Raw genomic sequence first — 15,243 nt, 5'->3', positions numbered from 1 at the left:
AACTTGATAAAAGAGGTGATGTTGTGGTAATTTCAAAGGGTACATCATTTCAGCAGTAATCAATATAGTGTGTTAGAAGGGACGTCAGAATTATGTCAAAACAACAAATCGGTGTCGTTGGACTAGCCGTTATGGGAAAAAACCTTGCCCTAAATATTGAAAGCCGCGGTTTCTCCGTGTCCGTTTATAACAGATCTAGCAGCAAAACAGAAGAGTTTCTTCAAGAATCACAAGGGAAAAACGTTGTAGGCACATACAGCATTGAAGAATTTGTTCAATCGCTTGAAACGCCGCGTAAAATTCTTTTAATGGTAAAAGCAGGCGCAGCAACAGATGCAACCATTCAATCATTACTTCCTCACCTAGAGAAAGGTGACATTTTAATTGATGGTGGAAATACATATTACAAGGATACACAAAGACGTAACCAAGAGCTTGCGGAAAGTGGTATTCACTTCATTGGTACAGGTGTTTCTGGCGGTGAAGAAGGCGCACTTAAAGGTCCTTCTATCATGCCTGGCGGTCAAAAAGAAGCGCACGAGCTAGTGAAACCAATTTTAGAAGCCATCTCTGCGAAAGTAGATGGTGAGCCTTGTACAACGTATATCGGTCCAGATGGAGCAGGACATTATGTCAAAATGGTTCATAACGGTATCGAGTACGGAGACATGCAATTGATCTCTGAATCATACTTTATCTTGAAGCATGTGGCAGGATTGTCAGCAGAGGAGCTTCATGAAGTATTCTCAGAGTGGAATAAAGGCGAGCTTGACAGCTATTTAATTGAAATTACAGCTGACATTTTCACAAAAGTGGATGAAGAAACAAATCAGCCGCTTGTGGATGTGATCTTAGATAAAGCTGGACAAAAAGGAACTGGGAAATGGACGAGCCAAAGCTCTCTTGATCTAGGTGTTCCGCTTCCAATCATTACTGAATCTGTTTTCGCGCGTTACATTTCAGCAATGAAAGATGAGCGTGTTGAAGCAAGTCAATTAATTGAAGGTCCTAAGCCAGCGCAATCAGCAGAGAATAAACAAGAGCTGATCGAAGCGGTTAGAAAAGCCCTATTCATGAGTAAAATCTGCTCATATGCACAAGGTTTTGCGCAAATGAAAGCAGCGTCTGATGAGTATAACTGGGATTTGAAATACGGTGAAATTGCCATGATCTTCCGTGGTGGATGTATCATTCGTGCAGCCTTCCTGCAGCAAATCAAAGAAGCATATGACCGTAACCCTGAATTGAAAAACCTATTGCTTGATCCTTACTTCAAGGATATCGTAGAAAGCTATCAATCATCACTTCGTAAAGTGATTTCACTTGCAGTAGAACAAGGTGTTCCTGTTCCTTCATTCTCAAGTGCACTAGCTTACTTTGATAGCTATCGTACAGCTGTCCTTCCAGCTAACTTAATTCAAGCACAGCGTGACTACTTCGGCGCACATACATATGAGCGCACAGATAAAGAAGGCGTCTTCCATACTGAATGGATGAAATAAGTATACAACCTCAAAAGACCTTACCTTGGTAAGGTCTTTTTTGTGTTTACATCTATTCGGCTAAAAATCCGAAAAAGAGGGATGCTAAGTAAAAAAGAACAGAAAGTAGGGATAGAAGTGGGCATTTTATATGCACTTCTCCCAGCGATATTTTGGGGAAGTATTGTTCTCATCAGTGTCAAACTTGGCGGGAATGCCTATCAGCAAACACTCGGCATTACCTTCGGCGCTTTTTTGTTTTCAATCGGCGCCTATTTGATCAAAATGCCGGAACTGACACCGCTTATTTTTGCGGTTTCCGTTATCTCTGGGATCTTTTGGAGTATAGGGCAAATGAATCAGCTTTCAAGTGTCGCTTTTCTAGGGGTGTCAAAGGCTGTGCCTTTATCAACGGGTATGCAGCTTGTGGGCACGACATTATTTGGTGTCATCGTCTTCAAAGAATGGCAAACTATGACGGTCATACTTATTGGTTCTTGTGCCATTTTATTTATTATTGCTGGCGTTGTCATGACATCACTTGGTCAAAAAAAGAGTGGCGGTAACGAAGGCGGCAATTTTAAAAAGGGAATCATCATTTTGCTCATCTCAACCGTAGGCTACGTCGGATACGTCGTCATTTTAAGATGGTTTCATATAGATGGCTGGTCTGCGCTCGTTCCACAATCTGTCGGCATGCTGCTTTCATCGTTAGCGATTAGTCTAAAGCAAGACCCGTTTAGCAAATATACGTTCAGAAATATCATTGCTGGTCTTGTGTGGTCGACAGGAAATCTAGGGCTTCTTTTGGCGATTCCACTCATTGGTGTAGCAGTAAGTTTTTCCATGTCTCAAACAGGAATTGTCATCTCGACTTTAGGCGGTATTTATTTATTAAAAGAGAAAGCATCTAAAACAAGCTTTGTCATTGCAGGCTGCTTGATGATTATCGCAGGTGGTGTGCTGCTAGGTTTTACAAAATAGGAGGTTAAACGAATGTATCCAGATTTGGAAGGAAAAACAGTTCTCATCACAGGAGCAGGTACAGGGATAGGTCAGGCGATGGCGCGCCGGTTTGGACAAGAAAAAGCCAATGTAGTGATCAATTATTTCTCAGATAAAGAAAACCCAGACGACACGATTGCTGAGATTCAAAAAAGTGGCGGACAGGCTGTCAAAATTCAAGGGGATGTATCAAAAGAAGAGGATATGCAGGCAATGATTAATCAAGCTGTTGATACATATGGCAGTCTTGATGTCATGATCAATAATGCAGGAATTGAAAATGAAGTTCCTTCAACTGAAATGACGCTAGATAACTGGAACAAAGTGATGTCCACCAATTTAACAGGTATGTTTTTAGGCTGCCGTGATGCATTAAAGTATATGACAGAACATGGGATTGAGGGGTCGATTATTAATATGTCATCGGTCCATCAGCAAATTCCGTGGCCTCATTTTGTCCATTATGCAGCAAGTAAAGGAGGCGCCAAACTTTTGACAGAAACGCTGGCACTAGAATATGCCCCTAAAAAAATTCGCGTAAACAGTATTGCACCAGGTGCAATTGATACCCCCATCAATGCCGAAAAATTTGATGATCCAGCATTGAAAAAGGGCGTCATTGAGCTGATACCAATTGGCTATATCGGAAAGCCTGAAGAAGTGGCAGCATGTGCTGTCTGGCTTGCATCAAAAGAGGCGAGCTATGTGACAGGGTTGACGTTATATGTAGACGGCGGTATGACCAAGTACCCGGGATTCCAAGCAGGAAAAGGATAATCGTGATGAACACGGGCTGGGCCCAGAGGGTAACACAACATCAAATTATGATTTAGTATGTGCATGTGAAGACGAGTGAAAAGCGTGTGTATAAACATTCACACGCTTTTATCCGTTTAATCGGCTTATTCAAATATGGCTTCTTTGTTCTTCACGATGATGCCTACTTTCGTTTTGACACGAGGAACGCCATCTTTTTGAAGATAATCATATAAAATGGGTTCTATTTCATTGATATCTGTACGAAGTATTTTAGGTGATAACTCCTCGATAAATGGATCGTTTTGAACTGCTAGACAGTTCGCCATTGTATCGAGTGCAATTAAACTGAAAGGTCTTCCTTTGTTTAGCCAAGATTTCATTCTGAGCCATGTTGGAAAGCATGCTGATGCCAACCTGCCCCAACTGTCGTTAAAAGAGGAGCAATGAGACTCCATCCAATCAAGTATGTGATGTGAACGGAAACGATATAGGCTGGAGAGAGCCATCATTGGCAATTCCTTTTCACTTACACATTTCAATTGATCAAAAATACGTCTCATTCCTTCCTCGGCTGGTAAACTACTGGCTGCTGCCCAAGAAAGCGGATGAAAAAATTTATCGGCATCATTCTCCCAAAGCTCTCTTACCCAATCCGAAGCTGCAGTACCTAAAACATCAGCTGCGATCTCCAGCATTCTTGATTTGACTTCATGATTTTCCGTTCCATAAAATCTAGCTTTTACAGACATCAAAATTTTTTGTGTATCGTGTTTTTTCAGGGCATTGATGACATCGTATTGAAGAAACCATCTTGTGATTGAGAAATCTAATAAAGACTCCAAATCATGTTGAACCGCTTGTAATGTGGGTATTTTCTCTTCTGCTGTGACCAATACATCTTCTTCTGGCTGACAAGTCTCTCCGTCTTCTTCATAAAAATCATCGTGCAATAAAAATTTCTTTGGAGAGTGGATGATCGCTAAGTGATACCATTCAATTGGCCGTAAAGAATAGGTTAACAGCCGCCTGTGACAATCATTGCATAAACGATAAGGCTGAGCTGGTTCATCAGAAATTTTTACAACATCAATCTCGTTTCTTTTACAGGCTTCACACAAATGAGTGACTGCCATGATATCGACTCCCTTTGATTGCAAAGATATGAATAGATTCGAAAAGTAGCAGCAAAAGACGTTTACCTATCCGTCAAATTGAGTGGGAATAGAATCTGTTTCCATCTCTGGGCAGTTACTTCTCATGATTTATGGGTTTTTGAATGAGCTAAGTCATTCGCACTTATTTTAACAAAATTCTCAAAGACTGTTTTCTGAAGAAGAAGCTACTTTATGGTTCATTCGGAGAGTATTTTTTAAAAGAAAAGGGCTCTCGTTCATATCTGGATGAGATCTTTTTTGTTCTGAAAGCTTGTTGTGAGTATTGATACGGTCATTTTTAAAATAAAATACAGACATATATAATTAAATGTCTAGACATTTAAAAATAAAAATATATAATATTAACTGGAAGCGCTTTTATTACAACAATGGGGTGAGAGAAATGAAACGTATTTTATTAGCATGCAGTTCTGGTATGTCTACGAGTTTACTAGTCACAAAGATGAAGGCACATGCTGAGTCTATAGGGGAAGAAGCAGAGATTTGGGCAGTCGGACAAGACCAAGCGAAAAAAGAAATGGCACATGCCGATGTTGTATTAATTGGACCGCAAATGAGCTTTTTAAAAGGGGATCTTCAAAAAGAAGCTCAAAAATATGGGATTGAAGTAGAGGTCATCGATATGCAGGCGTATGGGCTAGCAGATGGACAAAAAGCGTATGAACAAGCGGTTTCATTGATGGGGGAATCTTAAAGGATGGAAAAGAAAACGCTCGAAGGACTCACGGAAGAACAAATCAGTTTTCAATTGATCTTACACAGCGGAAATGCACGAAGCAAATTGCTTCAATCTCTTAAACAATTCAGAGAAGGTCATGAAACAGTAGCATCTGACCTTCTCAAAGAAGCGGAAGATGACTTGCGGAATGCACATGATATTCATTTTCAAATGGTACAGCAAGAGGCAAGCGGAGAAACGATTTCATTCTCCTTGCTGCTCATGCATGCCGAAGATCATTTCATGTCAACGATGACAATAAAAGAGCTTGTGGGAGAGCTCTTACCGATATTGCAATCATTGAAACAATAAAGGGTGTAAACAAGGGGGGAAACCAATGTTTGATAAAATAAGTGCGATTTTGGTTCCGATTGCTGGGAGATTGAACAACAATCGCTATCTAGGTGTATTAAGGGATGCCTTTATGCTTGCGTTCCCATTAACGATTTTTGGTTCCATCATGGTCGTATTAATGAATTTGCCATTTTTAGATAAGATCATGAGTCAAACAGCACTGGAAGGTGTTCAGTCTGCACTGAATATTGCACCTAGTGCGACCATCAGCATTATGAGTGTGTTTGTTGTATTTGGGATTGGCTACTATTTATCGAAAAGCTATGATGTGGAAGCTGTCTTTGGCGGTGTGATCGCTTTAGCCTCTTTTCTGCTCCTTACGCCATTTTTACTAGAACAAGAGGGCGGTGCATCCATTGCAGGCGTCATCCCAGTCGATCGTTTGGGCGCAAAGGGAATGTTCCTTGGAATGATCACAGGCTTTTTGTCTGCTGAAATTTATCGCTATTTTGTCCAAAAGAAATTTGTCATCAATATGCCGCAAGGGGTTCCGCCAGCTGTTTCTAAGTCTTTTGCTGCACTCATCCCGGCTACTTTGACACTCACAACCTTTCTACTGATCAATATCATCATTACACAAGGGTTCAAAACCAACATGCATGACTTGATTTACAATGCGATTCAGGCGCCGCTTGTCGGACTTGGAAGCGGTATCATTCCGACCTTGATCGCTATTTTCTTTATACAAATTCTTTGGTTCTTTGGGCTCCACGGCCAAATTATTATCAACTCTGTCATGGACCCGATTTGGAATACATTGTCCATTCAAAATCTAGAAAGCTACACAAAAACAGGTGAGGTTCCGAACATCATTAGCAAGCAGTTTATCGAAATCTATACAGTGGGTATGGGTGGAACCGGTATGACGCTAGCTGTTGTGTTTACGATTTTAATTTTTCTTAAAAGTAAGCAATTGAAACAAGTAGCAAAGCTCGGCTTAGGACCAGGTTTATTTAACGTCAATGAACCCATTATCTTCGGTTTACCGATTGTGATGAACCCGCTTATTCTCATTCCATGGATTTTGGCGCCAATGGTGATTACTTGTATTTCTTATTTTGCGATGGCCGCAGGTATTGTGCCGCCTCCGACAGGCGTGAATATTCCATGGACAGTACCGATCTTTATTAGCGGAGTCATGGCAACAAATTCATTAGCGGGCGGTCTGCTTCAGCTGTTTAATTTAATGATTGTGTTTGTTATTTGGTTCCCGTTCCTAAAATTTATTGATCGTATGAATGTGAAAAATGAAAAAATAGTCACGACAGAAAAAACGAAACAAACAAACATCAAAGGTGAAGGAGACTCAATACATGTCGATGGAAACTAACAGTCAATCATATACATTTCCAGAAGGTTTCTGGTGGGGATCTTCTGCCTCTGCTACGCAAACAGAAGGCAGTTATCCAGGAGATGGAAAGGGACCGAACATTTGGGATCACTGGTTTGAAAAAGAGCCGAATCGTTTTTTTCAGGGCGTCGGTCCAGGTGTGACCTCGCAATTTTATCGTAAATACAAAGAGGATATCCGCCTCATGAAGGAGATTGGGCACAACTCGTTTCGTCTATCTATTTCATGGTCACGCCTTTTACCTGAGGGAAAAGGGGCTGTTAATGAAGAAGCTGTGGCTTTTTACAATGATGTGATCAATGAACTGATAGCGAGTGACATTGAACCGTTTGTGAACTTGTATCATTTTGATATGCCAATGGCGCTTCAGGAGACGGGAGGATGGGTAAACAGGCAGGTCGTAGACGATTATGTCAGCTATGCGACATTGTGTTTTCAGCTATTTGGCGACCGGGTGAAAAAATGGTTTACCCATAATGAGCCGATTGTCCCTGTAGAGGGTGGATATATGTATAGCTTCCATTATCCAAACGAAGTTGATTTCCAAAAGGCAGTGCAAGTTGGATTTCATGAGATTTTATCAAATGCTAAGGCCATTGCGGCTTATAAAGAGATGAAGCAGGATGGGAAAATAGGCATTATCCTGAACCTTACTCCTTCGTATCCACGAAGCCAGAATCCGCGGGATGTCGAAGCAGCTGAGATGGCTGACGCCTTCTTTAACCGGTCCTTCCTAGATCCAGCAGTGAAAGGACATTTCCCTGAAAAGCTAGTGGACGTGTTAAAGAAAGAAGGATTGATGCCGGCTATGGAGGAAGGAGACCTTGAACTCATTCAAGAGAACACGATCGACCTTCTCGGCATCAACTATTATCAGCCAAGAAGAGTGAAAGCAAAGGAACATATGCCTCACCCTGATGCACCATTTATGCCAGATCATTATTTTGATTCTTTTGAAATGCCGGGCAGAAAAATGAATGTGTACCGCGGCTGGGAAATCTATGAAAAGGGTATTTACGATATATTGAAAAAAGTCCAGACAGACTATGGGAATATTGAATGCTTTATTTCTGAAAATGGAATGGGTGTCGAAGGAGAAGAGCGGTTTCAGGATGAAGAAGGAATGATTCATGACGATTACCGCATTGATTTTATTTCTGAGCATCTTAAATGGGTGCATCAAGCCATTCAAGAAGGAAGTCATGTAAAAGGCTATCATCTGTGGACGTTTATGGATAATTGGTCATGGTCGAATGCCTATAAAAATCGCTATGGATTTGTCTCAGTGGACCTTGAGGAAGACGGGAAACGTACCATCAAAAAAAGTGGCTATTGGTTTCAATCGGTTTCAGAGAATAATGGTTTCTAATCAAGATACTTGCTCTTTCCTTGAAAAGGGCAAGTATTTTTCTTATGTAAAGATGAAAGGGGTGAAATGAAAGTGGCTCGAACCTTTTAAGCGCACTAGGCTTAGTGTAGAATGAGAGGAAGGCTAGAAAGCGCTATAATAGGATATGAAAAAACAAGTCAGTTGGTGGTGTGAGATGACAAAATACGAACTCATTTCAGAAGAAATTAGAAAAAGAATAGGAACAGCATATTATCCAGAAGATCAACCCATTCCAGATGAAAACTCGCTTGCCGCTGAATTTAAATGCAGCAGAATGACGATGAAGCGTGCGCTCGATCTTTTAGTGGCGGAAGGTCTGCTCTTTAGAAAAAGAGGTCATGGCACATTTATTGTGAAGGCAGCACTAAATCAAGGTGCGATCAACGTATCAGGTCATGAAAATAAAGGGTTCACGAAAGTGATGGCAGATAAAAACGTGACGAGCCAAATCATTCGCTTTGATGTGCATTTTCCAAGTGAAGAGGTGGCAGCTCATTTATCCATTGACTCAAGCACACCTGTCTATGACATTATTCGGCTCCGTTTGGTAGAAGAAGAGCCATATGTATTAGAAAAAACCTTTATGCCTGTCAATGTCATTAAGGGAATAGATGAAGAGGTTTTATTGGGGTCTATCTATAGCTACATTACAAACACACTTCATTTAAAAGTGGCAGGAGCGCACAAAAAAATTAGAGCGGCTAAATCAGATCAGCTTGATCAGCAATATTTAGGTTGTGACCCTACGGATCCGGTGCTAGAAGTGGAGCAGGTGGCTTATTTAAACACAGGCCGGCCGTTTGAATATTCCTTTAGCCATCATCGCTATGATAAATTTGATTTTTCAACGGTTGAAATTACGAAAACACGACTTTAAAAAAAGAGCAGAACCCCCTCAATCGGGAGACTGCTCTTTTTTCGTTGATTTTATATATTCCACCAGTGATATCCATCTTTTTCAAGAAGCTGATCTGCTTCTTTTGGTCCCATAGAACCAGCAGGGTAATTTGGTTTTAACGTTTTGGTTTCAGCCCATTTTTTTGAAATTGGATCAACAAAGTTCCAAGACAGTGCCACTTCATCCCAGTGGGCAAAGTTTGTTGCGTCACCTAGCAAACAGTCATGAATCAGCTTTTCATACGCTTCTGGTGTATTCATGATGTCGTTGTAATTTGTTTGATAGTCCAGCTTAATTGGTTTAGCATACGTTCCGCCATCAAGCTTGCGAGCATTCAGGTGAAGGGTAATGCCTTCGTCTGGCTGAATGTGAATCACAAGTAAGTTTGGATGCATGGAATTCCCGTTTCCATAGTACAGGTTCATCGGAATGTCTTTAAATTGCACCACGATTTGAGTGGATTTCTTTTCTAGACGTTTTCCTGTACGAATGTAAAATGGTACCCCGGCCCATCTAAAGTTATCGATGAGAAGTTTCCCTGCAACGAATGTTTCTGTGTTGGAGTTTGGGTCCACATTTTGCTCTTCAAGATAGGAAGGAACCATATTGCCATCAATCGTTCCTGCATCATACTGTCCGCGGACAAAGAATTGATCCACTTCATCTTTCGAGAAAGGACGAAGCGCACGCAATGCTTTCCGTTTTTCGCTACGGATTTCCTCTGTATTGAGCTTAATCGGCGGCTCCATGGCTAGTAGTGCAACCATTTGAAGCATATGGTTTTGTACCATATCTCTCAGTGCACCAGAACTCTCGTAATATCTCGCACGGTCTTCGACGCCTAATGATTCACTCGATGTGATTTGAATGTTTGAAATATAGCGGTTTGTCCAAAGCGGTTCAAAGATCGCATTCGCAAAACGAATCACCTCAATGTTTTGCACCATCTGTTTACCGAGGTAGTGGTCAATACGATAAATTTGATCCTCTGTAAATGCATCTCGGATCTCTTCATTTAATGTTTTGGCACTAGGGAGGTCATGACCAAACGGTTTTTCAATGACAAGTCGAGACCATCCAGTCGTTTCTGATACGCCTTCACTTTTTAAAAACTTCGCAATGGTTCCGAAGAATTCCGGTGCCATCGCTAAATAGAACATCCGGTTATTTGGGATACTGTATGTATCTTCAAGACCAGAAAGAAGTGTGTTCAGTGCTTGATAGGAAGCAGGGCTTGAGACATCAAAGTCATGGTAATAGAAATGAGAAATAAATTCCTCTGCTTTTGCTTCTGCATCATCAGAAGAGACCGATTCTTTTACCACAGCTCTTAGGTCTTCATGAGACCAAGGACGACGTCCAACACCTACAACAGCGAATTGATCTCCAAGCTTTCCGCTATGATAAAGTCTATGTATAGAAGGGTAGAGCTTGCGTTTTGCAAGGTCTCCTGTTGCGCCAAAGATGACAATGACTGCTTTTGGATAGTTAGTTTCTGTATTCACGAAAAGTACCTCACTTTATTCGTAGCATTGTTGTAAAAACCGAGAATGTATGTACATTTTCTTTATTTTAAAGGTTCATTGTTCGTAAAGCAAACATTTGATTCGACTTTTTCTGCCCAAGTTTGACTTTTTTCAAAAATTCCGCTGAATTCACATTTATCCTGTCTTCATGTATTCTATATGAATGAAGAGATTGTATACCGGCTGTAGGAGGAAATCGTAATGGAACTGCTCTTTTTAGGAACAGGTGCAGGCATTCCTGCAAAAACAAGAAACGTCACTTGCACTGCGCTGAAGCTTTTAGAAGAGAGAAAAGCCGTGTGGCTTTTTGATTGCGGAGAAGCGACGCAGCATCAAATATTACATACAACGATTAAACCAAGAAAAATTGAGAAGATCTTTATCACGCATATGCACGGTGATCATGTATATGGTCTCCCGGGTCTGCTTGGCAGCAGGTCCTTTCAAGGCGGAGAGGATAAATTGACGATATATGGTCCAAGCGGCATTAAAGCTTTTGTAAACGCGGCACTTTCAGCGACGCAAACGCATTTGACTTATCCGCTGCATATCATAGAAATAGAGGAAGGGATCGTTTTTGAAGATGATACCTTTCAAGTAGAAGCAAAACGAGTGTCTCATGGGATCCCAGCTTACGGTTATCGGGTCGTGGAAAAAGATGTACCCGGTGCACTAAAAGCCGAAGACCTAAAAAAAATCGGTGTAAAACCTGGACCTTTGTATCAGAAGTTGAAAAATGGGGAAACCGTTACACTCGAAGATGGAAGAATGATTGATGGAACCGATTATTTGGAACCCCCTAAAAAAGGGAGAATCGTTGCATTTTCAGGAGATACCCGTTTGTGCGAGAATATAACAAGGCTTGCCAAGAATGCGGATGTGTTAGTCCATGAAGCAACATTTGGGAAAGAAGATGCAGAACTAGCCTATAATTATTATCACAGTACGACAGAACAGGCAGCAAAAACAGCGCAGGAAGCAGGCGCAAAAAGACTGATTTTGACCCATATTAGTGCACGGTACCAAGGGGAAGAGTCAATGAAACAATTACTCAAAGAAGCCCGCGATATATTCCCGCTGACTGAAGCTGCACATGATTTCTTTTCTTTTCCTATTGACCGTACCCTGTAAAAATTGGATGAATCGTCAAAAATAGTTGTGTGATTTTTTTGATATTTATGATGACGCTCTTTTTCAGGTAGTGGTAAAATGGTGAAGAAAAAACAAATGACGAATTACACTATGAAGAATACGGGAGGCACAATCAAAGATGAGCGGTTTTACAGCGTTAAGTGAAGCAGAATTAAATGACCTATATGCAGCACGACAAAAAGAGTATGAAACGTACAAAAGTAAAAACTTACACTTAGACATGTCTAGAGGGAAACCTTCACCAAAACAGCTCGATTTATCTATGGGCATGCTCGATGTCGTGACATCAAAGGATGCAATGACAGCTGAGGATGGTACAGATGTGCGAAACTATGGCGGCTTGACAGGCCTTCCTGAAACAAAGAAATTTTTTGCAAGTGTGCTCAATCTGAAGCCAGAACAAATCATCATTGGCGGTAATTCTAGCCTGAATATGATGCATGACACAATTGCCCGTGCCATGACTCACGGCGTATATGGCAGCAAAACACCTTGGGGCAAGCTTCCAAAGGTAAAATTCCTAGCACCAAGCCCAGGGTATGATCGTCATTTTGCCATTTGTGAGCATTTTAACATAGAGATGATTACGGTAGATATGAAGTCGGATGGACCTGACATGGATCAGGTAGAAAAATTGGTTGCAGAAGATGAAGCCATCAAAGGGATTTGGTGTGTACCGAAATATAGCAACCCTGACGGCATTACGTATTCAGATGAGGTTGTCGACCGTCTTGCTTCCATGCAGACAAAAGCAGACGACTTCCGTATTTTTTGGGATGATGCCTATGCAGTCCACCATCTAACAGATACGCCTGATACGTTAAAAGATATTTTTCAAGCAGTAGACAAAGCAGGACATGCAAACCGTGTGTTTATGTTCGCCTCTACTTCTAAAATTACGTTCCCAGGCTCGGGTGTTGCACTGATGGCATCTAGTCAGGACAACGTCAGCTTTATTCAAAAACAGTTATCAGTTCAAACCATTGGGCCAGATAAAATCAATCAATTAAGACACCTTCGTTTCTTCAAGAATCCAGAAGGATTGAAGGAACATATGAAAAAGCATGCAGCGATTATTAAGCCGAAATTTGACCTCGTTCTTTCGATCCTTGATGAAAAGCTTGGTGGAACAGGCATCGCTGAGTGGCACAAACCAAATGGCGGATATTTTATTAGCTTAAATACACTCGATCATTGTGCAAAAGCTGTTGTGCAAAAAGCGAAAGAAGCCGGTGTGACACTAACAGGTGCAGGGGCGACATATCCTTATGGAAACGACCCGCTTGATCGTAACATCCGTATTGCGCCAACGTTCCCAACGCTTGAAGAACTAGAGCAGGCGATTGACATCTTTACGTTATGCGTTCAGCTTGTCAGCATTGAAAAGCTGCTGTCTGAGAAAAGTCAATCAGCACCAACGGTATAATGAAAAAACTCCTTGACTGATGTCCGGTCAAGGAGTTTTTGTTTTTAGTTGGCTGTTTGATAATAAGTGGCAGGCTGTTTTGCTGCACACCATACATCATAAATCGCAAGCTGCACAATATGTGGTTCATCGTGATGAATATAGTGCGAGCTGTTCTGCGCCTGAATCCATCCGCTTTGGGATGACAATGTGAGCATTCGTTTATGGAGCCTGAGCCAAGCTTCATGTGCTGGATGAAACAAGCGGCTTTTGCCTGATGAAATGACAAGAAGGGGCATCATCCCATAATGCGTTTGCTCCTCTTTGATCGTACGCAGCATTTGCTCAAAGTCCTCATGTGTACATTCTGCTGTGAATTGCGCCATATATGAAGTGCGTTCTTCCTTTGATAAGAGCGGCAGAATGACCTGCTCTTGCTGCTCACTTGCTGGGTCTAGAAGGACCATACCGATAACATCTTCTTTTCTGCGGCTTGCCCATAAGCGGCTGACAAGAGAGCCAAATGAGTGCGCCACAATGAGAAATGGCGGCTGAATATTGGCTTGATGTAAAAGTGTATCTAAATCATCCGCAAGATCATGCAAAGTTCTTCCTTCCTTGCTTTCACTGCTTTTTCCATTACCTAAACGGTCATATAAGAAAACACCAAGCTCTGGGTCAATATCACGAGCGATATTCGCCCACGTATCGCCTGAAATTCCATATCCTGCTTCAAAAATAATGGTGGCTTCCTTTTTCCCTTGACGATGCCTTGTATAAAAGTGATGTCCATCTATATGATACGTTCTTTCAATCAATGCCGAGTTCATTCTTCCATCTCCTCTAAGTGGTTCTTTAGCTAAAAGACGGCACAAAAGGCAAAGATGTTTCTCTTAAAAACAAAAAAGATGCCTATTTCAAAAAATAGACACCTTTTTGCTTAAAGATGTTACCAAGCACGATCGTATTGGCGCGGGCTTTCGATGGATGTACGAAGCTCTTTAGCGGCTGTTTTTGGGAAATACGGATCCCGTAAAAATTCTCTGCCGATAAAGATCAAGTCAGCACGCTGATTTTGTAAAATTTCTTCGGCCTGTATACCAGATGTGATCATACCGACAGCGGCTGTTTGGATGCCGGCACCTTCTCTTATTTTCTCAGCAAAGGTGACTTGGTAGCCGGGGAATGTGTTAATACTGGCTTGCACCACAGCACCTGAGCTCACATCAATTAGATCGACTCCTTGCTCTTTCAGCCATGCGGCAATGCCAATATAATCTGCAATATCTAGTCCTTTTGTTGTGTAATCAGAAGCGGATACACGGACAAATAATGGTCCATCCCACACTTCATTGACTGCATCAACCACTTCTCTCAAGAAGCGATAACGATTTTCTGGTGAACCGCCATATTCATCTGTCCGGTGATTGGCAAGCGGTGAGAGAAATTCGTTAATCAAATAGCCATGCGCACCATGAATCTCAATGATGTCAAATCCAGCTTTCTTGGCGCGGACAGCGGCATCTTGAAACGCCTGAACTGTGTCTTTTATTTGATCGATAGACATCTCAAGAGGTGTTTTAGATTGCTCGTCAAATGGAATGCTGGATGGAGCAAGAATGTCACCATCTAGCTCAGCCTTGCGTCCTGCATGGGCTAGCTGGATGGCCGTTTTTGTTCCGTACGCTTTGATTTGTTCGTTTAATGAGGCAAACCCTTCAATGTGCTCATCACTCCAAATTCCGAGGTCCTGATCACTAATTCTTCCCTCAGGTGAAACAGCACTTGCCTCGACCATAATTAATCCGGCCTGACCTTGCGCACGGGAAATATAATGTGCAAAGTGGAAAGGCTGTAATTTTCCATCACGGTCATAGGATGAATACATACACATCGGGGACATGACGATGCGGTTTTTGAGTGTGACACCTTTTAATGTCCAAGGTGAAAAAAGCTTTGTTTCCAATTACCTTCGCCTCCTCATAGAATGGTATAGCCGATTATAACAGCCATTCAAACATTCGTCATA

General features: G+C 41.6%; 14 protein-coding genes. 10 read left to right on the top strand and 4 right to left on the bottom strand.

Annotated elements, in window-relative coordinates:
* Positions 1 to 92 precede the first annotated feature (92 nt).
* The 3 genes from gndA to ID12_RS15555 all read left to right on the top strand — a co-directional run bounded on the left by gndA (position 93) and on the right by ID12_RS15555 (position 3,263).
* Complete coding sequence (gndA, locus tag ID12_RS15565; RefSeq protein ID WP_017357947.1) at positions 93 to 1,502, top strand: NADP-dependent phosphogluconate dehydrogenase; 1,410 nt, start codon at positions 93 to 95, stop codon at positions 1,500 to 1,502.
* A gap of 117 nt (positions 1,503 to 1,619) precedes the next feature.
* Positions 1,620 to 2,465, top strand: a complete 846-nt coding sequence (locus tag ID12_RS15560; protein ID WP_186306184.1) for a GRP family sugar transporter — start codon at positions 1,620 to 1,622, stop codon at positions 2,463 to 2,465.
* Positions 2,466 to 2,477: 12 nt separating this feature from the next.
* The gene (locus ID12_RS15555; protein ID WP_046343929.1) at positions 2,478 to 3,263 is read left to right on the top strand and encodes a glucose 1-dehydrogenase; all 786 of its coding nucleotides are present in this window, start codon (positions 2,478 to 2,480) and stop codon (positions 3,261 to 3,263) included.
* Positions 3,264 to 3,388: 125 nt separating this feature from the next.
* On the opposite strand, the gene ID12_RS15550 is transcribed toward ID12_RS15555, so the two are convergent.
* Positions 3,389 to 4,378 carry a hypothetical protein gene (locus tag ID12_RS15550; RefSeq protein ID WP_048003056.1) on the bottom strand — a complete coding sequence of 330 codons (990 nt, stop codon included), beginning with the start codon at positions 4,376 to 4,378 and terminating at the stop codon, positions 3,389 to 3,391.
* A 424-nt stretch (positions 4,379 to 4,802) separates the two neighbouring features.
* On the opposite strand from ID12_RS15550, the gene ID12_RS15545 reads away from it, so the two are divergent.
* The 5 genes from ID12_RS15545 (at position 4,803) to ID12_RS15525 (ending at position 9,110) form a co-directional block, all read left to right on the top strand.
* Positions 4,803 to 5,114, top strand: coding sequence for a PTS sugar transporter subunit IIB (locus tag ID12_RS15545; protein WP_017367558.1), 312 nt, complete (start codon positions 4,803 to 4,805; stop codon positions 5,112 to 5,114).
* A gap of 3 nt (positions 5,115 to 5,117) precedes the next feature.
* Positions 5,118 to 5,450 carry a PTS sugar transporter subunit IIA gene (locus ID12_RS15540; protein ID WP_017357943.1) on the top strand — a complete coding sequence of 111 codons (333 nt, stop codon included), beginning with the start codon at positions 5,118 to 5,120 and terminating at the stop codon, positions 5,448 to 5,450.
* Positions 5,451 to 5,475: 25 nt separating this feature from the next.
* Complete coding sequence (gene celB / locus ID12_RS15535; RefSeq protein WP_007501108.1) at positions 5,476 to 6,822, top strand: PTS cellobiose transporter subunit IIC; 1,347 nt, start codon at positions 5,476 to 5,478, stop codon at positions 6,820 to 6,822.
* Complete coding sequence (locus ID12_RS15530; RefSeq protein ID WP_039165890.1) at positions 6,806 to 8,212, top strand: glycoside hydrolase family 1 protein; 1,407 nt, start codon at positions 6,806 to 6,808, stop codon at positions 8,210 to 8,212. Before celB ends, ID12_RS15530 begins: the two co-directional genes overlap by 17 nt.
* A 175-nt stretch (positions 8,213 to 8,387) precedes the next feature.
* Complete coding sequence (locus tag ID12_RS15525) at positions 8,388 to 9,110, top strand: GntR family transcriptional regulator (RefSeq protein WP_017357941.1); 723 nt, start codon at positions 8,388 to 8,390, stop codon at positions 9,108 to 9,110.
* 50 nt (positions 9,111 to 9,160) lie between these two features.
* Here the strand turns inward: ID12_RS15525 and zwf are convergent, their stop codons facing one another.
* A complete protein-coding gene (gene zwf / locus ID12_RS15520; protein WP_035390764.1) occupies positions 9,161 to 10,636 on the bottom strand; it encodes a glucose-6-phosphate dehydrogenase in 1,476 nt (491 codons plus the stop codon).
* 222 nt (positions 10,637 to 10,858) lie between these two features.
* On the opposite strand from zwf, the gene rnz reads away from it, so the two are divergent.
* Entirely contained in the window at positions 10,859 to 11,788 is a 930-nt protein-coding gene (gene rnz, locus ID12_RS15515) for a ribonuclease Z (RefSeq protein ID WP_035702824.1), read from the top strand.
* 139 nt (positions 11,789 to 11,927) lie between these two features.
* On the top strand, positions 11,928 to 13,235 hold the full coding sequence (locus tag ID12_RS15510) for an aspartate aminotransferase type Ic (RefSeq protein WP_017367555.1): 1,308 nt from the start codon (positions 11,928 to 11,930) through the stop codon (positions 13,233 to 13,235).
* A 44-nt stretch (positions 13,236 to 13,279) separates the two neighbouring features.
* Here ID12_RS15510 and ID12_RS15505 read toward each other — a convergent pair whose 3' ends face one another.
* Positions 13,280 to 14,044, bottom strand: a complete 765-nt coding sequence (locus tag ID12_RS15505; RefSeq protein ID WP_050827381.1) for an alpha/beta fold hydrolase — start codon at positions 14,042 to 14,044, stop codon at positions 13,280 to 13,282.
* A gap of 119 nt (positions 14,045 to 14,163) precedes the next feature.
* Positions 14,164 to 15,180: an NADPH dehydrogenase NamA gene (namA, locus tag ID12_RS15500; RefSeq protein WP_017367553.1), complete on the bottom strand. Its 1,017-nt coding sequence runs from the start codon at positions 15,178 to 15,180 to the stop codon at positions 14,164 to 14,166.
* Positions 15,181 to 15,243 lie beyond the last annotated feature (63 nt).

The organism is Bacillus altitudinis (assembly GCF_001191605.1).
Classification (GTDB): domain Bacteria; phylum Bacillota; class Bacilli; order Bacillales; family Bacillaceae; genus Bacillus; species Bacillus altitudinis.
The sequence above is the reverse complement of the archived record's forward strand: the minus strand, read 5'-3'. Positions and strand labels throughout refer to the sequence as shown.